Annotated in this window: 28 protein-coding genes; 17 read left to right on the top strand and 11 right to left on the bottom strand. The window is 68.1% G+C overall.

Going from position 1 to position 25,869, the window contains the following annotated elements:
- The first annotated feature begins 18 nt into the window (after window positions 1-18).
- Both IEV96_RS15060 and IEV96_RS15055 read left to right on the top strand, forming a co-directional pair.
- Complete coding sequence (locus IEV96_RS15060; RefSeq protein WP_229733442.1) at window positions 19-861, top strand: EamA family transporter; 843 nt, start codon at window positions 19-21, stop codon at window positions 859-861.
- A 39-nt stretch (window positions 862-900) separates the two neighbouring features.
- Window positions 901-1,719 carry an MBL fold metallo-hydrolase gene (locus IEV96_RS15055; protein ID WP_188511562.1) on the top strand — a complete coding sequence of 273 codons (819 nt, stop codon included), beginning with the start codon at window positions 901-903 and terminating at the stop codon, window positions 1,717-1,719.
- Between the two features lie 291 nt (window positions 1,720-2,010).
- Here IEV96_RS15055 and IEV96_RS15050 read toward each other — a convergent pair whose 3' ends face one another.
- Entirely contained in the window at window positions 2,011-3,801 is a 1,791-nt protein-coding gene (locus tag IEV96_RS15050; RefSeq protein WP_188511561.1) for a glycoside hydrolase family 43 protein, read from the bottom strand.
- Between the two features lie 189 nt (window positions 3,802-3,990).
- Here IEV96_RS15050 and IEV96_RS15045 point away from each other — a divergent pair, with 189 nt between their 5' ends.
- The 3 genes from IEV96_RS15045 to IEV96_RS15035 all read left to right on the top strand — a co-directional run bounded on the left by IEV96_RS15045 (window position 3,991) and on the right by IEV96_RS15035 (window position 5,535).
- A complete protein-coding gene (locus IEV96_RS15045; protein ID WP_188511560.1) occupies window positions 3,991-4,176 on the top strand; it encodes an antitoxin in 186 nt (61 codons plus the stop codon).
- A gap of 105 nt (window positions 4,177-4,281) precedes the next feature.
- Window positions 4,282-4,824, top strand: a complete 543-nt coding sequence (locus tag IEV96_RS15040) for a hypothetical protein (protein WP_188511559.1) — start codon at window positions 4,282-4,284, stop codon at window positions 4,822-4,824.
- Between the two features lie 33 nt (window positions 4,825-4,857).
- Complete coding sequence (locus IEV96_RS15035; protein ID WP_188511558.1) at window positions 4,858-5,535, top strand: DUF1345 domain-containing protein; 678 nt, start codon at window positions 4,858-4,860, stop codon at window positions 5,533-5,535.
- 5 nt (window positions 5,536-5,540) lie between these two features.
- On the opposite strand, the gene IEV96_RS15030 is transcribed toward IEV96_RS15035, so the two are convergent.
- From IEV96_RS15030 to IEV96_RS15020, 3 genes are read right to left on the bottom strand one after another with little or no spacing between them, the layout of a single operon-like run.
- Window positions 5,541-5,978 carry a VOC family protein gene (locus tag IEV96_RS15030; protein WP_188511557.1) on the bottom strand — a complete coding sequence of 146 codons (438 nt, stop codon included), beginning with the start codon at window positions 5,976-5,978 and terminating at the stop codon, window positions 5,541-5,543.
- A gap of 3 nt (window positions 5,979-5,981) precedes the next feature.
- On the bottom strand, window positions 5,982-6,641 hold the full coding sequence (locus IEV96_RS15025; RefSeq protein WP_188511556.1) for a dihydrofolate reductase family protein: 660 nt from the start codon (window positions 6,639-6,641) through the stop codon (window positions 5,982-5,984).
- A 24-nt stretch (window positions 6,642-6,665) separates the two neighbouring features.
- Window positions 6,666-7,433, bottom strand: coding sequence for a GH25 family lysozyme (locus tag IEV96_RS15020; protein WP_188511555.1), 768 nt, complete (start codon window positions 7,431-7,433; stop codon window positions 6,666-6,668).
- Between the two features lie 165 nt (window positions 7,434-7,598).
- On the opposite strand from IEV96_RS15020, the gene IEV96_RS15015 reads away from it, so the two are divergent.
- The gene (locus IEV96_RS15015) at window positions 7,599-9,302 is read left to right on the top strand and encodes a hypothetical protein (RefSeq protein ID WP_188511554.1); all 1,704 of its coding nucleotides are present in this window, start codon (window positions 7,599-7,601) and stop codon (window positions 9,300-9,302) included.
- Here the strand turns inward: IEV96_RS15015 and IEV96_RS15010 are convergent.
- Window positions 9,277-9,834, bottom strand: a complete 558-nt coding sequence (locus IEV96_RS15010; RefSeq protein ID WP_188511553.1) for a 2'-5' RNA ligase family protein — start codon at window positions 9,832-9,834, stop codon at window positions 9,277-9,279. The two genes, IEV96_RS15015 and IEV96_RS15010, sit on opposite strands and share 26 nt — an antisense overlap.
- On the bottom strand, window positions 9,834-10,853 hold the full coding sequence (locus tag IEV96_RS15005; RefSeq protein ID WP_188511552.1) for an NADPH:quinone reductase: 1,020 nt from the start codon (window positions 10,851-10,853) through the stop codon (window positions 9,834-9,836). The genes IEV96_RS15010 and IEV96_RS15005 overlap by 1 nt, the downstream gene beginning before the upstream one ends.
- 97 nt (window positions 10,854-10,950) lie before the next feature.
- On the opposite strand from IEV96_RS15005, the gene IEV96_RS15000 reads away from it, so the two are divergent.
- Both IEV96_RS15000 and IEV96_RS14995 read left to right on the top strand, forming a co-directional pair.
- Complete coding sequence (locus IEV96_RS15000; RefSeq protein ID WP_188511551.1) at window positions 10,951-11,823, top strand: alpha/beta fold hydrolase; 873 nt, start codon at window positions 10,951-10,953, stop codon at window positions 11,821-11,823.
- Between the two features lie 97 nt (window positions 11,824-11,920).
- Window positions 11,921-12,169, top strand: a complete 249-nt coding sequence (locus IEV96_RS14995) for a hypothetical protein (RefSeq protein ID WP_188511550.1) — start codon at window positions 11,921-11,923, stop codon at window positions 12,167-12,169.
- A gap of 184 nt (window positions 12,170-12,353) precedes the next feature.
- Here IEV96_RS14995 and IEV96_RS14990 read toward each other — a convergent pair whose 3' ends face one another.
- On the bottom strand, window positions 12,354-13,181 hold the full coding sequence (locus IEV96_RS14990; RefSeq protein WP_188511549.1) for a helix-turn-helix domain-containing protein: 828 nt from the start codon (window positions 13,179-13,181) through the stop codon (window positions 12,354-12,356).
- Between the two features lie 132 nt (window positions 13,182-13,313).
- Here IEV96_RS14990 and IEV96_RS14985 point away from each other — a divergent pair, with 132 nt between their 5' ends.
- The 3 genes from IEV96_RS14985 to IEV96_RS14975 all read left to right on the top strand — a co-directional run bounded on the left by IEV96_RS14985 (window position 13,314) and on the right by IEV96_RS14975 (window position 15,412).
- Window positions 13,314-14,723, top strand: a complete 1,410-nt coding sequence (locus IEV96_RS14985; RefSeq protein ID WP_188511548.1) for an amidohydrolase family protein — start codon at window positions 13,314-13,316, stop codon at window positions 14,721-14,723.
- Window positions 14,720-14,977, top strand: a complete 258-nt coding sequence (locus IEV96_RS14980) for an Atu4866 domain-containing protein (protein WP_188511547.1) — start codon at window positions 14,720-14,722, stop codon at window positions 14,975-14,977. Before IEV96_RS14985 ends, IEV96_RS14980 begins: the two co-directional genes overlap by 4 nt.
- 96 nt (window positions 14,978-15,073) lie before the next feature.
- Complete coding sequence (locus tag IEV96_RS14975; RefSeq protein ID WP_188511546.1) at window positions 15,074-15,412, top strand: hypothetical protein; 339 nt, start codon at window positions 15,074-15,076, stop codon at window positions 15,410-15,412.
- 9 nt (window positions 15,413-15,421) lie between these two features.
- On the opposite strand, the gene IEV96_RS14970 is transcribed toward IEV96_RS14975, so the two are convergent.
- Window positions 15,422-16,069, bottom strand: a complete 648-nt coding sequence (locus IEV96_RS14970) for a cyclodeaminase/cyclohydrolase family protein (RefSeq protein WP_188511545.1) — start codon at window positions 16,067-16,069, stop codon at window positions 15,422-15,424.
- A 115-nt stretch (window positions 16,070-16,184) separates the two neighbouring features.
- Between IEV96_RS14970 and IEV96_RS14965 the strand changes: the two genes are divergently transcribed.
- A complete protein-coding gene (locus IEV96_RS14965; RefSeq protein WP_188511544.1) occupies window positions 16,185-17,423 on the top strand; it encodes a DUF3500 domain-containing protein in 1,239 nt (412 codons plus the stop codon).
- Between the two features lie 31 nt (window positions 17,424-17,454).
- Here the strand turns inward: IEV96_RS14965 and IEV96_RS14960 are convergent, their stop codons facing one another.
- Window positions 17,455-18,375 carry a 2-hydroxyacid dehydrogenase gene (locus IEV96_RS14960; RefSeq protein ID WP_188511543.1) on the bottom strand — a complete coding sequence of 307 codons (921 nt, stop codon included), beginning with the start codon at window positions 18,373-18,375 and terminating at the stop codon, window positions 17,455-17,457.
- An 81-nt stretch (window positions 18,376-18,456) separates the two neighbouring features.
- Here IEV96_RS14960 and IEV96_RS14955 point away from each other — a divergent pair, with 81 nt between their 5' ends.
- From IEV96_RS14955 to IEV96_RS14945, 3 genes are read left to right on the top strand one after another with little or no spacing between them, the layout of a single operon-like run.
- Window positions 18,457-19,968, top strand: a complete 1,512-nt coding sequence (locus IEV96_RS14955) for a CYTH and CHAD domain-containing protein (protein ID WP_188511542.1) — start codon at window positions 18,457-18,459, stop codon at window positions 19,966-19,968.
- Window positions 19,969-20,000: 32 nt separating this feature from the next.
- A complete protein-coding gene (locus IEV96_RS14950; protein WP_188511541.1) occupies window positions 20,001-20,678 on the top strand; it encodes a GAF and ANTAR domain-containing protein in 678 nt (225 codons plus the stop codon).
- Window positions 20,678-21,409 carry a GAF and ANTAR domain-containing protein gene (locus IEV96_RS14945; protein WP_188511540.1) on the top strand — a complete coding sequence of 244 codons (732 nt, stop codon included), beginning with the start codon at window positions 20,678-20,680 and terminating at the stop codon, window positions 21,407-21,409. The genes IEV96_RS14950 and IEV96_RS14945 overlap by 1 nt, the downstream gene beginning before the upstream one ends.
- On the opposite strand, the gene IEV96_RS14940 is transcribed toward IEV96_RS14945, so the two are convergent.
- Window positions 21,406-22,740: an APC family permease gene (locus IEV96_RS14940; protein ID WP_188511539.1), complete on the bottom strand. Its 1,335-nt coding sequence runs from the start codon at window positions 22,738-22,740 to the stop codon at window positions 21,406-21,408. The two genes, IEV96_RS14945 and IEV96_RS14940, sit on opposite strands and share 4 nt — an antisense overlap.
- A 224-nt stretch (window positions 22,741-22,964) precedes the next feature.
- Between IEV96_RS14940 and IEV96_RS14935 the strand changes: the two genes are divergently transcribed.
- Together IEV96_RS14935 and IEV96_RS14930 are read left to right on the top strand one after the other, a co-directional pair.
- Window positions 22,965-24,107, top strand: coding sequence for a zinc-dependent alcohol dehydrogenase (locus IEV96_RS14935; protein ID WP_188511538.1), 1,143 nt, complete (start codon window positions 22,965-22,967; stop codon window positions 24,105-24,107).
- 10 nt (window positions 24,108-24,117) lie between these two features.
- The gene (locus IEV96_RS14930; protein ID WP_188511537.1) at window positions 24,118-24,675 is read left to right on the top strand and encodes a hypothetical protein; all 558 of its coding nucleotides are present in this window, start codon (window positions 24,118-24,120) and stop codon (window positions 24,673-24,675) included.
- 29 nt (window positions 24,676-24,704) lie between these two features.
- On the opposite strand, the gene IEV96_RS14925 is transcribed toward IEV96_RS14930, so the two are convergent.
- Window positions 24,705-25,817 (bottom strand): YihY/virulence factor BrkB family protein, encoded by a 1,113-nt coding sequence (locus IEV96_RS14925; protein ID WP_188511536.1) that lies wholly within the window; start codon window positions 25,815-25,817, stop codon window positions 24,705-24,707.
- Window positions 25,818-25,869 lie beyond the last annotated feature (52 nt).

Genomic DNA, 25,869 nt, shown 5'->3' with positions numbered 1-25,869 from the left:
GGCGCGAGACTCGATGCCATGAACATCGGCATCGTGTTGGCGCTCGCGGCGGCCGTGGCCTACGGCGCCTCGGACTTCATCGGCGGCCTCGGTTCGAGGCGGTACTCGCTCTGGCAGGTCGTGCTGGTCGGGCAGAGCGCCGGCGCGGTCGCGATGCTCGGCGCGGGGCTGATGCTGCCGGGCGATCCGGTCGCGCTGGACTTCGCCTGGGCCCTGCTCGCGGGAGTCGGCTCGGCAACCGGCAGCATCTTCCTGTATCGCGGTCTCGCCCGCGGCCGCATGGGACTGGTCGCCCCGATCTCGGCGGTCGGCGCCGCGGCCCTGCCCGTGCTGGCCGGCGTGGCATTCGGCGAGCGCCCCGGCTGGCTGGTCTGGGTGGGCATGCTCGCCGCGCTTCCGGGCATCTGGTTGGTGGCGCGAGATCCCGTCTCGACCAGACGACCGACGGATGCGCCCGGAGCCCTCGTCGACGGCGCCATCGCGGGAGCGGGCTTCGGCGTGCTGTTCATCGCACTCGCGCAGATCTCCGATGGCGCCGGTCTGCTGCCGCTCGCGGTCAACCAGCTCGTCGGTGCGGCCCTCGCGGTCATCACCGCCGCCGGCCTCAAGCAGGTCTGGCGGCCGTCGCGAGGCGTGCTCGGCTGGGGCAGCGCTGCCGGAGTTCTCGGCGCCCTCGGCACCCTCGCCTTTATGGTCGCCACGGCATCCACCAACCTCGGCGTCGCCGGCGTACTCGCCTCGCTCTACCCGGCCGTCACCGTGCTGCTCGCGGCGGGCCTTCTCGGCGAGCGCGTCGCCATCCCCCAACGGGCCGGCATCGGAATCTGCACCCTCGCGGTCGCCGCGATGGCACTGGGCTGACAACAAAACCGGGCTGACAACAAGAAGAGGAGACGATCAATGCTGATCACAGTCGCGGAGGGTGTGCTCGTTCACGTGAGCGAGTTCATCCAGAGCAACTCCACCGTCGTGCAGGGCCGAAACGGCGTGCTGCTCGTCGACCCCGGCATCACGGGCGACGAGATGGCCGATCTCGCGAACGACCTGCGCGCATTGGGGCGGCCGGTCGTGGCCGGCTTCTCGACCCACCCCGATTGGGACCACGTGCTCTGGCACCAGAACTTCGGTGACGTTCCCCGGTACGGCACGGCACGTAACGCGGCGTTTATGCGCGAGCTGCTCGCGCAGCCCGACTGGGAGGACCAGGTCGCCGAGGTGCTGCCGCCCGAATACGTCGGGGCGATCCCCGTGGAGCTGCTCGGCCACATCACCGCTCTACCCGACGGCGCCACCGAGATCCCGTGGGACGGCCCGCGGGTGCGGATCATCGAACACCGGGCGCACGCCGTCGGCCACGCCGCGCTGCTGGTCGAGCAGAGCCGGGTCCTCGTCGCGGGCGACATGCTCTCCGACATCCTGATGCCTTTCCTCGACCTGGAGGCGGCGGATCCAATCGGCGACTACCTAGCCGCGCTGCAGTTGTTCGACGACCTGGCCGGCGAGGTCGATGTCGTCATCCCCGGTCACGGCTCGGTGGGCGCAGCCGGGCAGCTGCCGGCGCGGATCGCACAAGACCGCGCCTACGCGGAAGCGCTGCGTGACGCCGGTGTCGTCGACGACGTCCGGGTCGGCGCGGCGGCGCCGCTCGACTGGCTGCCCGACGTGCACGAGTGGCAGGCGCAGCGGTTCGCCGAAAAACGTGGCCGCGGCACGGCGTAAAGCTGGGCCTCGCCGACCTTCACTCTTCGCTGCGCCCGACTCGCTCCCGGTACGACATGCCAATGCTCGGCCCCCACACGATCGGGAGAGCTATGAGCCACGTTGGCCAAGAGAAGGCCGCTACGCCGACGATCACGACGGCGAGGGTGAGCACGAAAAGAGCTACCTGAAACCAGGGAACCGCTGCGACATTCAACCCAGTTCCTAACGTCGGGTGCCGGTAAGACGGCTGCAGTGATAACTGCCGCAAGCATAGAGCGGCGCGCGCAGCATCCGGAACTCTGTGCGACGTCAGTCGCGCAGCGCGCTCACCCGCACGTAGTCGAAGCGGCTCTCGAAGCCCGCGCCGCCCATCGACACGAGACCGATGCGGGGCGACGCGAGGTCGTGGGCCCACGTGCCGCCGCGCACCCAGTCGCGTCCGTCGACGCTCGTGTACGCGGTGTAAAGGCCGCCGCGATGCACGATGCGTAGGTACGCCGCCTCGCCGACCGGTCCGACGACGGTGTTGCCGTAGTTCGGGTAGCCCTCGGGAACGGGCGACACCTGCTTGCCGAACTCGGTCTGCCGGGTGTTCCAGATCGAGGCCGACGTGAGTTTCACGTAGTTGCCGTCGTCGGCGTAGATGAGCAGCCCGCCCTGAACGTAGTTCTGGCAGCAGCCCTCGGCCGGCGTCGTCACCGAGACCTTCGTCTCGACAACGTAGTCGCCCGCGGGCGCCGGCTCGCTCAGGATCGAGGCGAGCGGTTCGGCCGGCGGATGCAGGTCGGCCGCCTGGGTCTGCCAGCGCAACTGGCCGTCGCGCAGCTCGAACACCGCCGACTCGGGCCGGGTCCACGTCCAGTTGGTCAGCAGGGGCTCGTCGAAGCTGTCGCTGAGCCGCTCGTAGGTCTTGCCCGGGCGCGGGTCGCGCACGAACCGCGGGCGGTAGGACGTGTTGTCTCCGGGCTGGGCGGCGGGCGCGGGCATCGTCTCGTCGGAAGGACCGGCCCCGCCGCGCACCACCGGCCAGCCCTGACGCCAGTCGAGCGGGTCGAGCAGCGCCGGGCGCTTTGTGTAGCCGACGTCGCCCGCGTAGTACGGGTCGCCCTGGTCGACGGCGTGGTAGATGGTCCAGTCCTGGCCGTCGAAGTCGGTGAAGACCGTGTTGTGTCCGGTGCCGACCCAGCGGTTGCCGTTCTGGGTGAGCACCGGGGTGCCGCCCACCCTTCCGTCGAGCACGGACACGCCGTCGCGGTCGACGAACGGACCGAGCGGGCTCTTCGACCGCGCGGCGAACACCGCGTACCCGGTCAGCGGACCGTTGCAGCAGTTGGTCGCCGACGCGAGCAGGTAGTACCACCCGCCGTGGCGTAGAACGACGGCACCCTCATAGCGGTTGTCGACCGTGATGCGGGTTTCGGATGCTGCATCCGTCGTCAATCCGTCGGTCGCGAGTTCGCGCGCGAAGATGCCGCCGAAGTAGCTGCCGAAGTAGAGGTAGGTGGCGTCCTTCGTCGTGAGCACCTCGGGGTCGAACTGCCAGCGGCCGGCGGGGTCTGGGTTCACGACCGGCACGCCCGTGTCGGTCCACGGACCGGTCGGGCTGTCGCTCGTCGCCACCCCGATCGCCGACGAGCCGCCCGGCAACGTGGTCTCGGATGCGCCGTAGTAGAGCAGGTACCGGCCGTCGCGGTAGGAGATCTCGGGCGCCCACACGCCGCCGGTCGGGGCGACCCACGACGGCTTGGTCGGGAAGGCGTCGCCGACATAGCTCCAGGTCACGAGGTCTTCGGAGCGGAACATCGGCACGTTGTGGATCACGAGGCCGCCGGCCGCGTCACGCTCGTCTTCGAACAGGGCGTCGGACGTGCAGTAGAGATACCAGGAGGTGTCGCCCTTCTCCTGACCGCGGATGACGTCGGGGTCGGCGCAGCTCGCGGCTTCTCGCCCGTCGATCGCGAGGCGCAGCGGGTTGCTGTACTCGGTGGCCGGTTGGGGGTTTGGTGCCGGCCTCGGTTGCGGCGTCGCGGCCGATGCTGCGACGGGAACGGACAGCAACACGGCCATCATCAGGGCAACGCCGGCACGTCGAAACACCATGGGAGACTCCACATCGTCGGGGACGGGTCGAGGGTACGCCCGCGAAACGGCCCGCTCCAAGGGGTTGCGGCCCTGATCGGTCGCGCGCGTCGCGGCGATTGCAACCCCGCGAAGCCTTCCGACCCGCTGCGCATACTGGGCCTAGGGCTCGCCGCCGGCAAGCCGCATCGATTTCAAGGGAGATTTCTCATGGCTGACCTGAGTGGACTTGGCGACAAGGCCAAGGATTTTGCAAACAGTGACAAGGGCGAGCAGGCGACGGACGCCGGACTCGACAAGGCGGGCGACGCGGCGAGCTCGGCGAGCGGCGGCAAGTTCGACGAGAAGATCGACGGCGCGAGCGACGCCGCCGACAAGAAGGTCGGCGACCAGTAAGGGCGTCAACGAGCGCGACTCGGTTCAGTCGTCGATTCCGTCTGGTAGCTTCTGGCTAGTCGATTGAGCATTCGTCGATTGACGCCTAGCCGAGGAGCCCCTGAGATGCCACGCCGAAAAACCCCACTGCGCGAGCAGACGTTCCGTATCGGTGGCCTCTTCGTCGGGCTGCTGCTCGGCCTACTCGTAGTTCTTCTCCCCAGCCTGCTCGGCCGTGGCCCCGACCTGCCTCCCGCCGTCGTCGCGATCGTCATCGGCTTTGCGCTGGTTGTCGCTATTGGCGGCCTAGCGCTGGGGCTGGCCCTTGGCCGCCGGATCGTCGGCGAACGGATCGAGGCCGCGATGCGAGAACCGGGCGGCCCGTGGCAGCACGGCAGTTTCACCGTCACGCCGGGTCACCTGAGTTTCCAGCGGTATCGCTGGCAGGTGCGCATCCCGCGTGGTGCGCCCGTCGAGTTCGACGTCGACGATCTGGGCGACGACACCGGCGTGCGACCGTCGTGGAAGCAGGTGCTCACGATCAACCCGCAGCTGCACATCGTCACCGTGACCAGTCCGCAGGGCGACCGGGAACTGGCGGCCCTGCCCACCCACCTCGAAGAACTGCGTGAACGTCTCTCCGGCGCTCAGGTGCAGCCGCAGAGCTAGGCTGGCTGCTGCCGAGAGGGAGGGAAGGTCGAGATGACGTCTGCCGAGCCCGTGCCCCGACCGCCGAGAAAATCGGACGACCTGATCAGCATCGTCCTCGCCACGGTCATCTCAAACCTGGCGATCGTCTACATCTTCGTGCCGTTCGTCCCCGTGCTGGTCGCCTGGGAGGTCGTCGCGGTCGTCTATCTCATCCTGCTGTTCACGACGTTCCGCAACAGGTCGACCCGCAACGCCCCGAGTACCAGCAGGCCGCTCCCCCGCAAGGTGCTGGAATATTTGTCCTGGGTCCTCCCCATCGTCGCGAGCGTCGCGGGCGTTGCCTCAGCCGTGAGGCTGCTCACCACCGAGGGAGCGAACGGGACCGGGACATCCGATGCCCTTCTCGTCGGGCTCCTCGGTTCCATCGGCGTTGTCGTGGCCTGGCTGCTGCTGCAGGCGGGATTCGCCGAGATCTACGAGAGCGTCTACGAGCGGCTGACCGACGCGTCGATGATCAGCTTTCCAGGCATCGACGCCGATCCCACCCTCGGCGACTTCCTGTACCTGTCGTTCACCGTCGGCACCTCGTTCGCCATCTCGGGAGCCACGATCGCGTCGAGGAAGGTGCGGCGGGTGATCCTGATCCACAGCGTCACAAGCTTCTTCTACAACGCGTTCCTCATCGCCGTGGCGATCCAGGTCATCCAGGGTCTGATCGCGAACAGCTGAACGCGTCAGCCGATCCGTTCGGCCAGGGCCACGATGATTCCCTCCGGACCACGCACATAGGCCATGCGCCAGACGTTTTCGTATTGGCCGATGCCGCCGACCAGCCCGTAGCCGTCGGCGGCCAGCAGGTCGACCATGCCCTGCAGATCGTCGACTTCGAAAGACAGACTGCGCAGCCCGAGCTCGTTGGCCATCGCGTCGGGCGATCCCGGTTCGGGGTCGGGTCGCACGAAGCTGGAGAGTTCGACGCTCGTGTCTCCGCCGGGCGTCCTCACCATGACGATCTCGGTGCGGGAATCGGGTATCGCGATGACGGTGTCGATGAAGTCGCCCTCCACGAACTGCCGCCCCTCGATCACGAGACCGAGCCCGACGAAGAAGTCGACCGCCCGGTCGAGGTTCTCTACGGTGACGCCGACGTGGTCGAAACGCATGATCGGCATGGGCTACCGCTCCCGGCGACGCGTGAATATCAGATGCACGGCCCCGGAGGGCGACGGGGTCGCCTCGATGTCGAAACGCGTCTCGAGGCCTTCGAGACCGTCCCAGAGGCGCTCGCCCCGGCCCAGGACGATCGGCACGACGACGAGGTGCATGTGGTCGACGAGGTCGGCCGCGAGGAACTGCCGAACCGTGCTGACTCCGCCGCCGATGCGCACGTCGAGGTCGCCGGCGAGCGCGCGTGCCTGCTCGAGCGCGGACGCAGGGTCGGCGTCGACGAAGTGGAAGGTGGTTCCGCCTTCCATCTCGAGAACCGGCCGGGGATGGTGGGTCAGAACGACGACCGGGGTATGGAAGACCGGGTCGTCACCCCACCACCCCTTCCACTCCTCGTCCTCCCAGGGGCCGCGCTGCGGGCCGAACTTGTTGCGCCCCATGACCTCGGCGCCGATCCGGTGGCCCCACCCGCTGGCGAACGCCTCGTCGACGCCCAGCGATCCAGCCGACTCCCCGTGGATGCCCATCTCCCGGAAGGTGCGTGTTTCGAACGCCCATTCCATCAGCCGCATGCCGGCGTGCCCGAACGGCGCGTCGAGCTGCTGGCCTTCACCCGTGCCGAAGCCGTCGAGGGAGATCGAGAAGTTGTGCACGCGCACGAGGGACATGTCGGCTCCTGAGGTCGTTGGCGATCACCCTATTGCGAGCGCGGTGAGTTCGTCGAGGGAACCGGTGAAGACGTTCATGTCGATGAACGCCTCTTCGCCGTCGTAGCCGCGCAGGCGGTCGCGGTGGGAATACTGCCAAAACGTCCAGCCGCGGTCGTCGGACAGCCGGGGCGGCACCGCGACGGACCGGATCCAGATCGGGTTGTCTGGATAAGCATCTCGGATGTAACGGTCGTAGGCCTCCGGCGTCGCGTAGATGATCGGCGGCGAGCCGTAATGATCCTCGAGCCCGGCGAGAAGCGGGTCGAGGATGCCGCGCACCCGGCCTCGTGTGGGCGGATGCTCGAAATAGTCACCATAGAATTCCACGTCCACCGTCACGGGGAGCGAGCCCGGGGCATCCGGAACCGTGTCGATGACGTTCTGCGCCTGGGTTGCGCCGGCGCTGTCGAAACTCATGAAGTGGTAGCCGCCCACGAGCAAATCGGTCTCGCCCGCCCCCGACCAGTTCTCGTCGAACCGGGAGTCGCGCGCACCGGAACCCTCGGTGGCTTTGATGATGGCGAAGTCGATATCTTCGGAGGCGAGCACAGGCCAGTCGATCGTGCCCTGGTACGACGAGACGTCGACGCCACGCGTGGGGTGGCCGCTCGCGAAGAGGCGGTTCGGCCAGAGGACGCCCGATGCGATCAGAGCCGCGCAGGTGGCCAGGACGAGGACGGTCGCGAGCGCGGCAGCGACAAACGCGCGTCGGTCCGCCCGGGGGCGTGGTTTCGGCGATTCGGATGTCACGGCTAACGGTCTCACACAGTGAGCACCTACTCCGGTTCGGGTGAATCGACGCCCAAGTCAGTCGACCCGCTTGTAGCGTGCTCGGCATCGGAGCAAGATGCGTTCAAATCCACCGCTAAAGAGGGTCTCCGATTGAACTCTCGCCGCCCGAAGAGGAGAGCTGAAATGGTCGACCTGTCTGCAAGCGCCATAGAGCAAATGGCACCTCTCGTGCGTTACCTCGACCTGTTGAAGGTTGTGCAACGCGTCACCGACTTGGTTATCACCCCGGAACCGAACGCAGTGCGGATCGATTTCAATACGAATCTCCCCACGAGCCCTATCGTCGAGATCTTCCGGTTCTCGCAGTTCGGCGACGGGACCCTCAACTTCGATAAGAAGAACTTCCTCAACTTCGGGTGGGATTTTCTCCTCGGCCAGCCCATGAGCGAGCATCACGCACGTATCGCAAAACTCCCCCAGGCCACCGAATGCATGTACCGGCTCACCGTTGCCGGCGGCGATACCCCTTCGCCGTTGATCGTGACGGGTCGCTTCCGCACGGGTGTACGTCACGCGACGATGACCGTCCGCGACATCCGGATGTGGAACGACGGGGACGGCGGGCTCGGCGCCTCAGGCGAGTTCGACTTTCTCTACGCTCTCTACACGGCGGACGACGACCGGGGTCCGCAGCGGACAATGCATCGAAGTATCAGCGCGGGAGAACTTGTGGACCTTCCGTTCGGCAAGAATCCCGCCATCGCCCTCCCCCATGCGGGCGACTACCTCAGCACCTACGTGGCGGGCAGGGAGCAAGACTCAGACATTTGGGATCCGTTCTTTGCAGAACTCGAGGCACCGATCTACCTGCCTGCTGAACCTGACCCGTACGAGAACGGTGATGAAGCCTTCGCTGACGCGATGCAGACCCACACGCTCCCGACGGCGAACGGCGAATACCGGCTACCGGTTCACATGGATTCCGGGGCCCATTCGGTCCACTACGAAACGACCGGCTGGCTGACGGTGAACGTCACGAACCCGCCCGCACTACGGCCCGTCCTCCTCGGTGCCGAAAGGAAGAAGGCCGCGCTTCTTCCCGGTCGCGTCAGCGCCGCGCTCGCAACGGCCGGCGGAGGCAAAACGGCGTTCGCCCTGTCGGCTGTCGGCACGCTGTACACCCGGCCGGCCCGACCCCGTCGACGCGATCGCGGGTGGGACGAATTCGTCGGCATCAGCGCAGATGCCGCCGCGGTCATCCCGGTTCCCGACGACCGCTTCATCGTACTGACGCTCTCCGGAGGGGTTCTCGCGGAGACCATCTATCAGGCACCAGATCTCACTACCGACGGCACACAGAACATCCTGGCGGCTGGGCTCGGTAGCGACTTGAGAGTGGCGGTGACCGCTTCGGGAATGGCCGTTATTGCGACTCCCGACGCGGAGGGAGACGCGAGGCTCATCTGTTTCGACACCACGGACACCCAGTCCCGGGAGACCACCCTTGACCTCGGTGGACGCTTCACGGGACCGCTCGCCGTCGCGGTCGTCGACGACGGCTCGGCGTGGGTCGTGGGCGTGACCACAGACGGGCGGGCCGAGGGGGTGCGCGTTCCGCTGCGAGACACGACCGGCTATGAGCCCGCGTGGATTCCACTTGGCGACGAACAGGTCAATCTGGTCTTTCTCTCCGAACCGGATGAGGGCGAGCCGTCGGAACTTCTCGCACTCACGCCCGACCGTCGTGTGCTGCGTCTACCCCTCGGAGAAACAGGGCTCGGCTCGCGCTGGACCCACCTCGGGAGCTTGGAAGACTTCCCGCTCACCCTCCAGCCCGCTGACGAGCCGGAAATGGCACCAACTACGGTTGACCGAGCAGCGTCGTGACCGTGGCCGACGCGGCGTCCCAGCGCCGCAGCGTCGTCGCCGACGTACCCGTGGGCGGCAGGCCGACGTCGTCGAGCATGCGCAGCGCCTGCGGCAATGCATCCAGGCGCAGCCGGCGGGCCAGGGTGATGTGCGGCGCCCACTCGCCGGGGCGGGTGTGCGGCGCATTGTCGCCCTCACCTCCGGCGAGTGCGTGAAGCGCGGCGTGCAGGGTGAGCAGTTCCTCGGTCGGCACCACGGATCGCGCCAGCACCCGCCGGTCCCCCGACCCGAAGAGGACTAGGCCGCCGAGCGTCACCGGCACGGGCAGGGTGACGACGGCGCCCAGGTCGACGGGTGAGACCGGCGGAATCGAGGGGCGCACGACAAGCGTTATGTGCGGTCGGTTGCTCGGAGCCTCGTGGGCGCCGAGACTCGACAGGCCCGCCTCTTTCAACGCCTGCCACTCGGCCCGGATGTGGGACTCGAGCCCGGGGTCGAGCAGCAGCTCGAGACTGACGACCGCCGGGCGGGGCGGCGCCGGATCGTTCATCAGCTGTCTGCACTCACGCGGATCAGGATCTTGCCGGTCACGCCGTTCTCGACGGCCTCGTGCGCGGCGGCCGTCTCTTCGAGGGGGAACCAGGTGAGCGGCAATCCGGCCGCTTCGCCGACGGGCAGGGCGCCGTCGCGCAGGGCATCGGCGATGTCCGCCGCGGCGGCGTGCAGAGCCGCCGGCCCCACCGTGTAGAGCAGCAGGCCCTGCCAGCGCACGTTCTTCGCGAAGCTCGCGACGATCGGTGCCGTGAACTCCTCGCCGTTGTTGTTCGCGTAGTAGGCGATGCTGCCGTGGTTGGCGATGACGTCGACGTCGAGCGCCGCGTTCTGCCCCGGGGAGACCTCGACGATGTGGTCGACGCCGTCGGGTGCGATCTCGCGGATGCGATCGGTGAAAGCGTCGTCCGGGTAGCGCACGACGTGGTAAGCGCCCGCAGCCCGGGCGAGTTCGGCCTTCGCATCGCTGCTGACCGTCGCGATGACGGTCGCTCCCGCCCACACCCCGAGCTGGATCGCGGCGTGCCCGACGGCTCCGGCGCCGCCCTGCACGAGCACCGTGCGCCCGGCGAGCGCCTCGGGCGCCAGCCGTGAGGGCCCGTGTTCGTGAACGGTGAGGGCGCGGTGCGCGGTCATGGCCGGCACACCCAGACTGGCGCCCACGTCGAAACCGACGCCGTCGGGCAGAGGCACGACCCGGTCGGCGGGAACGACGGTGAATTCCTGAGCGGTGCCGGTCGGTCGCTGGTGCGCCGCGAGATACACCCACACGCGGTCGCCCACCTCGACACCGGTGACGCCCTCGCCGACCTCGTCGACGACTCCGGCGCCATCCTGATTCGGCACGACCTCGTCGAAGGCGATCGACGCGCCAGCGCGGGCCTTCCAGTCGGTGGGGTTCACGCCCGAGACTTCGATGCGCACCCGGACTTCGCCGGGACCAGGCGCCGCGACCTCGCGGTCGACGAGGGAGAGAACGGAGGCCGCACCGGTGCGGGCGTAGACGATGGCTTTCATGGCTAGTAAAAGCGGCGGGCCGGGCGCGCTATTCCCTATGCTCTGAGGCGACGGCCTCAGAACTCTCCCGTCTTCCCACCTCGATAGGAATCCGGCCATGCCCCTGATCCAGACCGAACACGCCGAGATCGAATACCTCGACGACGGACCGTCGGACGGCCGACCCGTCGTATTGTTGCACGGCTTCCCCGACGTCGCGGCGACGTGGGATGACGTGGTCGCGTTTCTGCCGGAGGGGTGCCGAATCATCCGCCCCACCCTGCGCGGGGTGGGGCGAAGCCGTGTCACCGACCCGGCCGCCAGATCGGCGCAGGTGGCCGCACTCGCGACGGACGTTCTGCACCTGACCGCCGCCCTCGACCTCGAGCCGTTCGTTCTCGTCGGACACGATTGGGGCGCGCGCGCCGCCCACGCCGTCGCGGTGCTCGAGCCCGGCCGGGTCACCGGTCTGGTCACCCTGTCGACCGCGTACGGACCGGGAGCGGGACTGACGGAGGACGAAAAGCTGGATGACGCGGCGGTGGCCTGGTACCGCTACTGGCTGTGCACCTCGGTCGGCGCGGATGCGTTCCGACGCGATCCCGCCGCGCTGGTGCGGTGGGCGTGGGCTAAATGGTCGCCGGGCCTCGCGGTGTCGTCAGCGCAGCTGGACGCGGTGCTCGGCTCGATCGAGAACGACCAGTTCGCCGACGACGTCGTGCACTACTACCGCCACGGCATCGGCGAGGCGCCCGGGTCGCCCGTCTACGAAGCCTCCCAGCGCGTTCTCGATGGTTGGCCGGTCATCGACGTGCCCGCCACGTTCCTGATCGGCACCGACGACGGGTGCGAGACCCTCGCTCCGGCCCGCACGAACGCTGGTCTCTTCGCCCAGGGTCGTGAACTCGTCGAGCTGGCCGGCGCGGGCCACTTCCTGACCCGTGAGCGACCGCGCGAGGTGGCGGACTCCGTCCTGAGCCACCTCGACTGATCGGGCCGGCTCTGTCGGCGCCCGCCCGTACGCTGATCGAGCATGGCCGGATGCTTCGTACGACGAGGAGCACCCGATTTCCGCCTGGCACCCGATCATGAATATCCGCGAAGGACCCGTCGGCACGTGGTCGATGATCGGTCCGCTCGACGAGCGGTACGCCACGATCGACTTCGTCAGGCGCGGCACAGAGCTGGGCTACCGCGTCACGAATGCCGACGGCGCGGTGATCGGGTACTACCGCACGCTCATGTCGGCGGCGAAGGCGGCGCACTCCTGGTTCACGTCGACGCGCGGACCGACAGGCATGCCCTACGTGGGCTGGATCGGCGTCGAGCAGCGCTGAGGGGAGAAGACGACCGACTCAGACCGTGTCGTTTCGACTCTGCGCCTCCGCTTGCGCGCGGCCATGGCCTGCGCGGGCGCGTCCGTGTTGCCGTCGAGCGACCTGATGTGCTGCACCAGTCGCTCGATCTTCCAGCCGTCGCCGCGGTCGGCACTGTGGACTATCGCCATGCAGGCGTAACGCGCTATCGGGGCGATTTCGCCGTCGCGGCCAGCGAGCCGAGCAGGTGCAGCTTGTCGGCGCTCGGGGTTGCCGGCGGTGCCTGATAGACCACGAGCTGTTGACCGGGCGCACTCCTCACGTCGAAGGCGGTGTAGTCGAGCAGCAGCTCACCGACTTCGGAATGGCGGAACGCCTTGGCCTCTCCGGTCTTGCCTCGCACGTCGTGCCTCTCCCAGAGCAGCCGGAACTCCGCGCTGGACGCGAGCATCTCCGCAACGAGCGCGAGTACCGCCTCGTGGCTGCTCGCGTGTCCCAGCGCGAGACGCAGATTCGCCACGCAGGTTTCCGACGCCCGAGGCCAGTCGATGAAGAAGTCGCGTCCGGCCGGGTCGAGGAAAGTCATGCGCACGATGTTGTCGACCGCGCGGAAGTCGGAGTAGAGGGCCGCCGCGAGGTCGTTGTGAGCGAGCACGTCGAGCTGTCTGTTGATGATCAGGGCCGGCGTGTGCGACCACGAGGCGAGCAGCGTCGTCAGCGAGGTGTCGACAGAGTCGTGCGCCGGCTGCAGCGGCGACGGCGCCAGATCGGCGAGGCGGAAGATGTGGTCGCGCAGATCCGCGTCGAGATTCAACGCATTGGCGATCGCGTTCAGCACCGACGGCGAGGGATTCCGCTCCCGCCCTTGCTCGAGTCGCGTGTAGTAGTCGACGCTGACCCCCGCGAGCATGGCCACTTCTTCGCGGCGCAGGCCCGACACCCTGCGGCCCGGTTGGGCGATCAGCCCCACGTCATCGGGCGCGACCTGGCCGCGTCGCGCCGTGAGAAAGGTGCCGAGGTCGGTGTGACTCATGCCTCGACCGTACTTGCTCGACACGTCGTGAGGCAGGCCGTGGCGCACCCCGGCACGGCTCGACCTGTTCCGGATACCGGCGCCGGCACAGTCTTGAAGCCGACCCACCCGCCAATCGAAAGCAGGCGAATCATGCCCACCCGTCACATCCTCTCTCTCACCGACATCGTCGCGGCCCGTTCGGCCCGCAGGCCGATCCTGCTGAGCGGCGGCGCCGTCGTCACCATGGACCCGGGCGTACCCGACCTCGACGCCGGCGACGTACTCATCCTCGGAACCCGCATTGTCGCCGTCGGCCCCGATCTGCGAACGCACCCGGAGCATGCCGCAATCGCCGCCTCGGCGCTCGTCGTCGACACGCGCGGCGCGATCGTCAGCCCCGGTTTCGTGGACAGCCACCGTCATGCGTGGGAGACGCAGCTGCGCCGCAGCATCCCCGACGTCAACGATCTCGGCGAGTACGTGATGTCGACGCTCGCGGGCATCGCACCGAGCTACACACCGCACGACATGTACGTCGGCACGCGTCTCGCTGCGCTCACCGCCCTCGACTCCGGCATCACCACGATGCTCGACTTCTCGCACAACTCTCGCACTTCCGCGCACTCCGACGCGGCCATCAATGCTCTGGTCGACACCGGCATCCGCGGCGTGCACGCGTCTATGGGCCCGCACTTCGGCGACTGGGACCACCAATGGCCGGCCGACCTGGAACGCATGGTCGACGCATTCCATGGCTCCAACGACGGGTTGGTCACCCTGCGGCTCGCCGCCCTCTCGACCGACGAGATCGCGGGACCGGCCATCGCCTACGGCCCCGAACTGGCGGCCATCGCACGCGACCTCGGCATGTGGACGAGCATCGACGCGGTCTTCGGCCCCTCGTCGTCGGCCGCGATCCTGCGCTGGGCGGAGCAGGGGGTTCTGGATGACACTCTGACACTAATCCACGCGACCGGTCTCGCCCGCGACGCGTGGGCGGCGATGGGCGATGCCGGCGTGACGGTCTCGCTCGCCCCGACGTCCGACGCCCAGATCGGGCTGGAGACGGCGATCCCCGCCGTCGACGAGGCCCTGGCCGTCGGCATCCGCCCCGGTCTGAGCATCGACGTCGAGGTCGCCCTTGCCAGCGATATGTTCACGCAGATGCGCGCCCTGCACGCGATCCAGCGGATGCGCGCCGCAAACCACGTATACGGCACCGCCGAGACTTCGAGCCGCATCGGTACCCGGGATGTGCTCGACTTCGCCACGCTACAGGGCGCGAAAGCCAACGCTCTGGGCGACGTCACCGGCTCGCTCACGCCCGGCAAGGCGGCAGACATCCTCATCGTCAGTGCCGACGACATCAACAACATGCCACTCAACGACGCCATCGGCACCCTCGTTCTGGGCGCGGACGCGCGCAACATCGAGGCAGTGCTCGTGGCCGGCAACCCACGCAAATGGGCGGGAACGCTGGTCGGCGAAGACATCGACGCCCTGCGCGACGAGGTCGTGCGCTCGCGCGATGACATCACCCGTCGGGTGGTCGCACTGTGACCGCCACGCCTGTCGCCACTCACCCGTTCGTCGGACTCTGGGTGACCGCCGACGGCCGCATCCGGCAGCGGCTGCTGCCCGGAGGCCGGTACACCGAGGCCAGGGGAAATCGGGAAGGGGCCTACACCGGCGACTACCGGGTCGAGGGATCGATGATCTACTACCGCGACGACACCGGGTTTTCGGCCGACGGCGAATTCCGAGACGACGTGCTCTACCACGCGGGGATGGTGATGTTCCGGCGGAATGGCTGAACCGCGCGAGGCCGTGCAACCCTGACCCACCTGTGTGGGCGCGTCAAGGCTCCGGCGAGAATCGACAAGTCGTCAACGTCTGCCTACCGTGGGGTGATGAAACTCGTGACCTACTCAGACAAGTCCGTGCTCCTCGGCGACGAAGCGGCAGACTACCTGGTCAGATTCGCGGCGTTCATCGCCGACAAGGGTCGGGCGGAAGCCATATCGCTGAACGTGATCGCCTCAGACGGCGAGTTGATCGTGACGAGCTTCGTCCTCGGCGCCGGCATCAGCCTCATGGCCGAGTCGACGCTGTCGCCCCTGCCCGAACCCGAAAACGGCGAAGGCGTCGAGTACATGAACGAGAAGATGGAAATGCTCACCGCACCGTCACGCGCTGTCTCGGCTTCGGAACCGTGGCCCGCCGATGACGGACTGGGCGACGTCCTCTAACGACACGCTCTAGGCCGCGTCGGTCGGCGCCGCTCTCGGATCGAGCGCGGCGGCCATACGGTCGATGCGGGCCAGCCCGTCGTCGAATCTTTTCACCGACGCCCAGAGCGCCGGGTTGTCGTCTTGCACCTGCGCGAGCGTCTTCCCCGTCGAGGTCAGAGTGCCGAGGTCGAAGCTGACGTTCGTGCGCGCGCCGGCGATGGCGGCCCGCAACGCCCCGCACGCGACGACGACATCGGCGACCAGGGATCGGTTGCCGTGCTCGCCGAGCCACGCCAGATCGCCGATCGCTTCGACCGCGCGGCTGCCCAGAGCGGCCGACGTCTCGGCCGCCGCGATCGAAGCGTGTCGGATCGCCTCGTCGCGCTCCTCCCCCTTCGTCAGACGGAAGGCGGCGCCGAACGCCTTGGACGCCGTCGAGTCTTCGTCGGCGAGATCGAGGGCGTCTTCCCGCAGCGCGTGCGAGCGGTCGAGGATCGCCTCGAGCGTGCCTTCATCGCCCGGGGCCGGCTCGCTGTAGCCGGCGACCATGGAGGTGAGCGACGCCGCGATGGCCAGCATCACCCCGGCACCTGCGCCGCCGCCCGGCGACCCCGTCGATTCGCTCAGCGCGCGCATCCATTCGTCGACTGCGGCATCTCGGGTCGTCACGTCCATGCGGCCATTCTCGTCGATGCCCTGAAACGATCGAGTCGCCGACGCGCGCCTCGTTCACTGTCACTCCTTTGGTTGCTCATCGGGATCGCATAGGAACGCCCAGGATGATCGCGGCATGACGAAAAACACGGACACGAACAAGCGCCCGCGACGCACCAGCTTCCTTCTCGGAACGAGCATGCTCGTCGTCGGGGGCCTCCTGTTGGCCGGGTGCGCGAGCGGCACGACCGACGCCTCGGGGACCGCGGCCTCGAGCACCGGTGCCACGGTCGCGTCGGCGTCGCAGGAGGTGACGACTTCGACGGTCGGAACGACGGCGGAGACGATCTCGAACACCACGGCCGCCGTCGACGCGTTCCTGGCCACCCTCACGGAAGATCAGGTCGAGACGGTCACCTACGACTACGACGACGAGACGAAGACAACCTCCTGGTCGAACTTCCCCGTCACCTTCGTCGATCGCGCGGGCCTGAACGTGGCCGAGCTCACGGAAGAGCAGCAGGTAGCCGCCCTCCAGGTCATGGAGGCGTTGCTGAGCGACGAAGGCTACGAGACCGTCGCGAACATCATCGGCGGCGACCAGTACCTGCTCGAGAACAGCAGCAGCACCGAAGGCTCGCTCGGTCAGTACTACATCGCGTTCTTCGGCGACGCCTCCGACACGAGCGCCTACGAGGTGCAGTTCGGCGGCCACCACCTCGGCATCAACGCCACCCTCGACGGCTCTGCCGAGGCGATCACTTTCGCGCCCACCCACCTGGGCGTCCAGCCCGCCGTCTATACCGCCGCCGACGGCACCGAGGTGCAGCCCTTCGACGGCATCTACACCGATGCGTTCGCGTTCTACGACGCCCTCACTGCGGAGCAGCAGGCAACGCTGACCTCGGGAGAGGTAACGAGCTGCGCGCCCGGGGACACCTGCGAGTTCACCACCGGCTCGGGACTGCTGGGCTCCGACCTCACTGATGAGCAGCGGGAACTGCTGCTCGATCTGATCGCTAACTGGTCCGGCATGGCCGATGAGGAGAGCGCCGCGACCACGCGGGCGGAGATCGAGGCCACCCTCGACGAGACGGTCATCGCCTGGTCCGGCGAGACGACTTACGACATGAGCTCCGGCGACGGCATCAACTTCTCCATCTCCGGCCCGAACGTCTATGTCTCCTTCCAGGCGCAGAACGGATCCGCGGGAGCGGATGTCGACGGCGTGAGCACCTCCGGGTGGGGCCACGTGCACACCGTCTACCGCGACCCGAGCAACGACTACGCCAACAGCGCCGAGCAGCAGGCCGCCAGCGGCGGCATGGGCGGAGGCACCCCGCCCGACGGAGGCACCCCGCCCACCGATGGCTGACCCGAACCGGAGCCGACCGTGTGCGGGCGCCTCAGCTCTTGACGACGTTCTCGAGCGGCCGCCCCTCGGCGAGCGCCTCGATCTGTCGGCGGAATAGAGCGAGCGTGCGCGACTGGGTAGCGGTCGTGTGCCCACCCACGTGCGGCGTGATGATCGTGTTCGGCGTTGCCCAGAGCGGGTGACGCTCGGGCAGCGGCTCGGGTTCGGTCACGTCGAGCGCGGCGAAGACGCGACGGGCGGTGAGGGCGGCCACGAGGGCGTCCGTGTCGACGACGGCTCCGCGGGCGACGTTGACGATGCGGGCGCCGCGCGGCAGCAGGTCGATGAACTCCGCGTCGACCAGACGCCGCGTCTCCTCGGTCAGCGGCACCGACAGGATCACCGCTTCCGCGCGCGGCAGCAACCCGCGCAGGTCGGACATCGGGTGCACCGTGCGCGAGCCGTCGACGCGGCCGGTGCGGGCGACGGCGGTGATCGTGACGCCGAAGGGCTCCAAGCGCGCCGCGATGGCCTTGCCGATCGAGCCGTAGCCGACCAGCAGCACCGAACGGTCGGCGAGCGACGGCTGGAACACCGTGTTCCACTGTCGGGTCTTCATGTTCTTGATCGCGACGTCGATGCCGCGGAAGGATGCAAGCAGCAGGCCGACGGCGAGCTCCGCCGTCTCGTCGTCGTGGATGCCGCGTCCGTTGCTCACGACGGCGCCCTCGGGTATAAACGGCAGCGCGTGGTCGTAGCCCGCGCTCGTGAGCTGCACGAATTTGAGGTTCGGCAGGCCCTGGAGCACCGGGTCGCCCACCTGGAAGTCGAACCGGTTCGGCACCAGAACCGCGTCGATCTGCTCGGCCCGGTCGGGCGCGGATGCCAGCGACCACGGCACCAGTTCGACGCCCTCGGGTACGGCACCGAACATCGCGCACATTTCGGACGTGGGGAGAGAAGCAGTCAGCACAGTTAGAGGCTAACCCGCGAACGGGGTCTCCACATTCGCAGGCGGCGGCGAACCGAAAGGGGTAGAACGGAGGGCATGACGATGACAACGCAGACCGAGATCGAGCGCAAGTACGACGTCGACGAGAAAGCGGTGTTGCCAGACCTGTCGGAGATCGCCGCGGTGGAACCGGCCGGAGAAGCCGAGCTCGAGGCGGAGTACTTCGACACCGAGAACGGCGATCTGGCCGCCCACCGTATCGTGCTGCGCCGTCGACGCGGTGGTGGCGACGAGGGCTGGCACATCAAGCTCCCGGCGGCCGAGGGTCGCACCGAGCTGCACTGGCCGCTCACCGACGACGACGCTCCCCCGCGGGAGGTCGTCGACCAGGTGCGCTCGCGCGTGCGCGGCCGCGACCTCGTGGTGATCGCCCGGCTGCGCACGCATCGCTCCCTCACGCACCTCGTCACCGACGAGGGCGCGCCGTTGCTCGAGGTCGCCGACGACCGGGTGTCGGCCACCGACGCGACGAGCGGCACACTGCGGCTATGGCGCGAGTGGGAGGTAGAGCTGCTCGACGGCGCCCCCGGTTCGGCGAGCGAACGCAGCACACTGCTGGACGCGGTCGAGGAGCGACTCGTGTCCGCGGGCGCCACCCCCTCGGCCAGCCGGTCGAAGCTCGCGACCGCTCTGGGTCGCACAGACCTCGACGGTGGTTCAGGGGCCTCGGATGCCGCGGCGCCCGATCTCGACGCGTCGAGCCCGGCGGCTGCGGTACTCCTCGTCGCGGTGGGCGCCCTCGTCGACGACCTCGCCCGCATCGATCCGCTGGTGCGGGGGGACGAGCACGACGCCGTGCACCAGTTGCGTACCCGCATCCGTCGTCTGCGCAGCCTGTTTGCCAGCTACCGTTCCGTCTTCGACCGCGAGGTCACCGACCCGCTGCGCGACCGGCTGCGGGAGGTCGGCACCTCGCTCGGCGAGGCGCGCGACGCCGAGGTCATGCGCGACCGGGCGCGATCGCTACTGGAGGATCACGAGCCGCAGTCGAGAGATGTGAAGCGCCTGCCGGGCGCCCTCGCCGAGGAGTACGCGACCGCGCACGCCCGGGCGGTCACCGAGCTGGATGGCGAGCGCTGGCTGAGCCTGCTCGACGACCTCGACGCGTTCGTCGCGCGGCCGGCCCTCACCGCGGACGCCATGGAGACGGTCTCCGACGCCGTGCCGCCCGCCCTCCACGCCGACCTGCACCGCGTGCTCACGAGGGCGAAGGCCGCCCGCCGGGCCGACTCCGAAGACGAGCGGGTGCTGTTGTTGCACGACGTGCGCAAGGCGGCGAAGCGGCTGCGTTACGCGGCGGAGGCCGTGAGCCAGGGCGACGCGGCGGTGTTCGGCAAAAAGACGCGCAAGTTCGCGGCGGCGGCCGAGGCCGTGCACGACCTCCTCGGCGAACACCGCGACAGCATGCTTATGCAGCAGCACCTGCGCGAGACGGCCGGCTCCGAGCCCAGCGCGTTCGACTACGGGGTACTGCACGAGGTAGAGCGTCACGGGGCGGCCCTGTGCCTCGCCGACTATCCCGCCGCTCTCGCCGAACTGCGGTCGTTTAAGTAGCCGCCGCGGAGCCACGGCGGTAATATCGCGGGATGAGCGCCGAACCGGCGGTAACCGCCGTGGGCCAGAGGCTCGCGGCTCCGTTCATCGACCTCCTGCCCGTGACGGGCGTGGCGATCTCCGTGCTCGACCAGCAGGTCAAGTCGTCGGTGATACACGCCAGCGACGCGACATCCGCCCGTCTCGAAGAAATCCACTTCGACCTCGGCGACGGACCCATGTTCGATTGCGTCGCGTCGGCGACGCCGGTGTTGATTCCGGATGTCACGGACGCCGGCCAATGGTCCATGTTCACCTCGCACGCCTCCGAGCTCGATGCCGCCGCCGTGTTCGTCTTCCCCCTCACCCTCGGCGCCGCCAGCGTGGGCGCCGTCCTCTGCTACCGCACCGAAGCGGGCGACCTCGACGCGGACGCCGTCGACATGGGGTCCGCGCTCGGGCGGGCCATAGCGGGGCCCGCTCTGCGTCAGGCGATCCTGCTCGCCGACGACGAGCAACCCGACGGGGAGTCCCCGATCGAAACGCGTCGGGAGGTGCATCAGGCCACGGGAATGGCGCTGATGCAATTGGATACGACCGCGACCGATGCGTTAGCACGCATGCGCGCGTACGCTTTTTCCAGAGGAGTCAGCCTTCGTGACGTCGCCCGCGACGTCGTTTCACGTCGACTCGATTTTTCGCAATCGAAAGATCACACGACGGAGGCCTGATGTACGCGAAGACCCGAGAAGAGAAGATCAACGAGGCGTTCGTTGCTATGAGCGACGCGCTCATGAACGACTACGACATCGTGGACCTGTTATCGACGCTGCTGAACGACTGCACGGACATCCTGGGGATCGAGGCCGGCGGCATACTCCTCGTCGATCCGGCGGGTGATCTCGAGCTGGTCGCGTCGACGAGCGAGGAGGCGGCGGTCGTCGAGACGATGATCATCGCCGCGGGGGCGGGGCCGTGCATCGACTGCTTCGACACCGCCGCCCCGGTCGCGGTCGCCGACATCGACACGGTCGCCGAGAAGTGGCCGAAGTTTCACCGCACGGCTCTGGACCAGGGTTTCCGTTCGACCTACGCCGTGCCCATGCGGCTGAAATCGGAGGTGGTCGGCGTTATGAATCTGCTCAGCGCCGACCTCGGACCACTCTCGGAGAAGGACGGCAAGATCGCCCAGGCGCTCGCGGACATCGCCGTTCTCGGGATCCTGCACGAGCGCAACTTCCGCAACCCGTTCGTGATCAAGGAGCAACTGCACCTCGCGCTGGACACGCGCATTCTGATCGAGCAGGCGAAGGGCGTGCTCGCCCAGGGCGAGGGGCTCTCGATGGCGGCGGCGTTCAATACGTTGCGCGCGTACGCGCGTCGGAACGGCATGACCCTTCGGTCCGTGGCCGACGGCGCGGTGCGGCGCACGATAGACACCGCCGACCTCGTCCGCGACTAGACGTCGGCGCCTTTGCGGTTGCGACGGACGAGTCGCATCACCGCGAAGAGCACGGCGCCGGTCGCGATGATGATTCCGCCGCGCAGCCACACCTCGCCGCTCTGCTGGGTGAGCAGCACGATGCACGACAGGGCACCGAGCACGGGTAGCGCCGTCCAGGCGCGGAAGTGCTTCTCTTCGCCCTTGTCGCGCCGCAGCACGAGCACCGCGACGTTGGTGCTGAGGAACACGAACAGCAGAAGCAGCACGACGGTCTCGGCGAGCGTCTCGATGCTGCCGGTGACGGTGAGCAGCATGGCGAGCACCGTGGTCACGACGATGGCGACCCACGGCGTTCCGCGCTGCGGCAACACCTTCGAGAACGCGGAGGGGATGAGACCCTGCTTGCCCATGCCGTAGGCGAGGCGGCTCGACATGATCATCGTGAGCAGCGCGCCGTTCGCGACGGCCACCAGCGCGATTGCGCTGAACAGCCACGACGGGATTCCGGTGTTGGTGGCCTCGATGACGCTGAGCAGCGGGCCGGTCGACTCGGTCAGTTCGTCGGCGGGGAGCGCCACGGAGGCCGCCGTGCCGACGAGCACGTAGAGCACGCCGGCGGTGAGCAGGGCGCCGAACAGTGCCTTCGGGTACACGCGGCTCGGGTCTTTCACTTCCTCGATCACGTTGGCGCTCGTCTCGAAGCCGACGAACGAGTAGTAGGCCAGGAGCGCTGCGCCGAAGATCGCGACGACCGGCGCGGTTCCTGACTCGAACTGCACCGCGCGGCCCAGGTCGCCGTTTCCGCCCGAGAGCATCACGCTGACGGCGACGACGACGAGCACGAGGCCGGTCGTCTCGATCATCGTCATCACGAGGTTGGCGCGCACCGACTCCTTGATGCCGCGCGCGTTGAGGGCGGCGATCGCCGCGAGGAAGATGACGGCGCCGACGACGGGTGGCACGTCGATGAACGTCGCGAGGTAGTCGCCCGCGAAGGCGAGAGCGAGACCGGAGGCGCTCACGACGCCGGCCGCCAACATGCAGAATCCGACGAGGAACGACACGACGGGCGTCTTGTACGCGCGTTCGGCGAAGACCGCGGAGCCACCCGCGTGCGGGTACTTGGTGACGAGTTCGGCGTACGACGCCGCGGTGAGCAGCGCCAGCACGAGGGCCACGAGCATCGGCGCCCAGGTCACGCCGCCGACCTCGCCGGCGATCTGGCCGACCAGCGCGTAGACACCGGCGCCGAGTACGTCTCCGAGGATGAACAGGTAGAGCATCTTGCCGGTGATGTCTCGTTTGACCCCGGTCTCGACGGGACGGGTGGCGGCTTCGTGTGTCGTCATCCGGCAAAGGTAACCACTGCCGAGATCGCACGCGAATCTGCCGATTTTGCGGCGCCACGCGGACGACTCGATTACACTCTCCTGCCCGCGCGGGCCGATCGGCAGGTCTGTGCTGCAACAGCGCCTCGATGGCAAGCCCTGTGATTATCGAAATTCGCGCTGTCAACTCGATGGGTAGCCGCGCTCGTCCGGCGGCTCCACCACCGACGTAAGGAGCAGTGCCGATGAAGGCGATGGTGTATCGGGGGCCGTACAAGGTCCGCGTCGAAGAGAAAGACATCCCGAAGATCGAGCACCCCAACGACGCGATCGTGCGTGTCACCCGGGCCGCGATCTGCGGATCCGACCTGCACCTGTACCACGGCATGATGCCGGACACCCGGGTGGGCTCGACGTTCGGGCACGAGTTCATCGGGGTCGTTCACGAGGTCGGCCCGTCGGTGCAGAACCTGCGGGTGGGCGACCGCGTGATGGTGCCGTTCAACATCTACTGCGGCACCTGCTACTTCTGCCAGAAGGGCCTGTACTCCAACTGCCACAACGTGAACCCGAACGCCACGGCGGTCGGCGGCATCTACGGGTACTCCCACACGTCGGGCGGCTACGACGGAGGCCAGGCGGAGTACGTGCGCGTGCCGCTGGCAGACGTCGGGCCGTCGATCATTCCTGACTGGCTGCACGAGGAAGACGCCCTGATGATGACGGACGCGCTCGCCACCGGGTACTTCGGGGCCCAGCTCGGCGACATCGTCGAGGGAGACACCGTCGTCGTGTTCGGGGCCGGCCCGGTCGGGCTGTTCGCCGCCCGTTCCGCGTGGCTCATGGGCGCCGGGCGTGTGGTGGTCGTCGACCACCTCGACTACCGCCTGCAGAAGGCCCGCGAGTTCGCGTTCGCCGAGACGATCAACTTCACCGAGGTGAACGACGTGGTGGTCGAGCTGAAGAAGCAGACCGACTGGCTCGGCGCCGACGTCGTGATCGATGCGGTCGGCGCGGAAGCCGACGGCAACCTGCTGCAGCACATCACCGCGGCCAAGCTCAAGCTGCAGGGCGGTTCGCCCATCGCGCTGAACTGGGGCATCGACGCCGTGCGCAAGGGCGGCACGGTCTCGGTCATGGGCGCCTATGGCCCGCTGTTCAGCGCCGTGAAGTTCGGCGACGCCATGAACAAGGGGCTGACCATCCGCACCAACCAGGCCCCCGCCAAGCGTCAGTGGCCGCGTCTGCTCGAGCACATCCAGGCCGGCCGCCTCTCGCCCCGCGACATCATCACTCACCGCATCCCGCTCGAACACATCGCCGAGGGGTACCACCTCTTCTCGGCCAAGCTCGACGACTGCATCAAGACAGTCATCACCACCGACTAAGGAGAAGACGATGCCCTACATCGCCGACGAACACCGCCGCCCCTCGTCCGACGAGCTGCGCGCCCGCATCCCCGGCTGGGGTGCCGACCTCGACCCCGCCGACCGCCCCTCGGTCCCCCGCGAGCGTACCGACCTGCCCACCGGCGCCCACTGGGTCATCCCCGAGAACCAGCCGGAGCTGCAGCCTCGCGAGCGTTCGATCGAGCACGCCAAGCTGCCGCCGGTCTTCGGCACGTCGGCGCCCCTGCACGGCGTCTCGGGGGTCGTCCGCCGCTACGCCTACGAGCGCTTCAGCGAAGCGCGCGCCGCGCACTGGCTGCTGCTCATCGTGGGTGACCGCATCGACGTTGCCGGCAGCCGGGTGCGGTCGGTCTTCGAGGGCCAGCCCGACAACCCGATCACCGAGACCGGCATCCGCGCCGAATTCGGCAACCACCCGATCGGCTCTCGGTTCGGCCGCGGCCGCGCCGACACCAAGCACGCCTGGATCGACCCGCTCATCGTGATCGGCCCGACCGCGCTGGCGACGGTCGCGGTGGCGCTCATCGTGCGCGGCCTGCGCCGCTGACGGCCGGCGCCCGATGACGCGACCGGGGGTTACCGCTCCCGGTCGCGTCTGCGCCGGTCGCGCGACTCTTCGCCGTCGTCGCGGTTGCTGCTGGCGCTCTCACGGAGTTCGCGGCCGTCCGCGACGTCCTGTTCGTGCTTCTTCTCGATCTTGTCGCTCTTCTTGGTGTCGCGCGGCGGCAACTGGATCGTCTCCTCCGCCTCGATACCGGCCTGCAGCTGGCGGCCCCGCTCGAGTTCGGCGTCGAGTTCGGCCCCGAACAGCAGCGCGATGTTCGAGATCCAGATCCAGAGCAGGAAGACGATGATCCCGCCGATCGAACCGTAGGTCTGGTTGTAGCTCGAGAAGTTGGCGACGTAGAAGGCGAAGAGGGCGGATGCCACGACCCACACCACGAGGGCGACGAGCGCACCCAGGCTCATCCACTTGAACTTCGGCTGTTTCACGTTCGGGGTCGCGTAGTACAGCACGGCGATGATCAGCACGACGAGGAACACGAGTATCGGCCACTTCGCGATGTTCCAGATGACCAGACCGGTTTCACCGACACCGAGCGCCTGTCCCACCTGTTCGGCCACCGGGCCGGAAAGGGTGATGAGCAGCGCCGCGATTACCGCGACCACGATCGCGATCACGGTGACGAGCAACGTGACGGGGCGCAGCTTCCAGAACGGGCGGCCCTCCTGGATGGAGTAGATGCGGTTCATCGCCCGCGAGAAGGCGCCGACGTAGCCCGAGGCCGACCACAGTGCGCCGAGAATGCCGGCGACGAAGGCGAACCCGGCGGACGGCGACTTCGCGAGATTCTCGAGGGGCCCCTTGATCGCGTCGAGGGTGGTCGCGGGCACGAGGCCGCCGACCAGGTCGAGCAGGGTGTCGGTGGTCTTCGCGGGATCGCCGAAGAGCCCGATGAGCGAGACGAACGCGAGAAGGGCGGGGAAGATCGCGAGCACGCCGTAGTAGGTAAGGGCCGCGGCGAGGTCGGTGGCCTGATCGGCACCGAACTCGCGCATTGTTTTCTTCATCACGTAGATCCACGAGCGCTTGTCGATCTCGGTGATCTCGTCGGGCTTGCGCGGATCGTCGGGGTCGGGCGCCGTCCGCGCGCGCTTGCTTGCTTTTTCGCCAGTCTCTTTTGCCATGCACTCACGGTAGGTAGTTGATGAATTCCTTTCGAGGCCTTGCGCACCTCTC

The organism is Conyzicola nivalis (assembly GCF_014639655.1).
In the GTDB taxonomy this organism is placed as follows: domain Bacteria; phylum Actinomycetota; class Actinomycetes; order Actinomycetales; family Microbacteriaceae; genus Conyzicola; species Conyzicola nivalis.
This window is presented reverse-complemented; position numbering and strand designations above follow the sequence as displayed.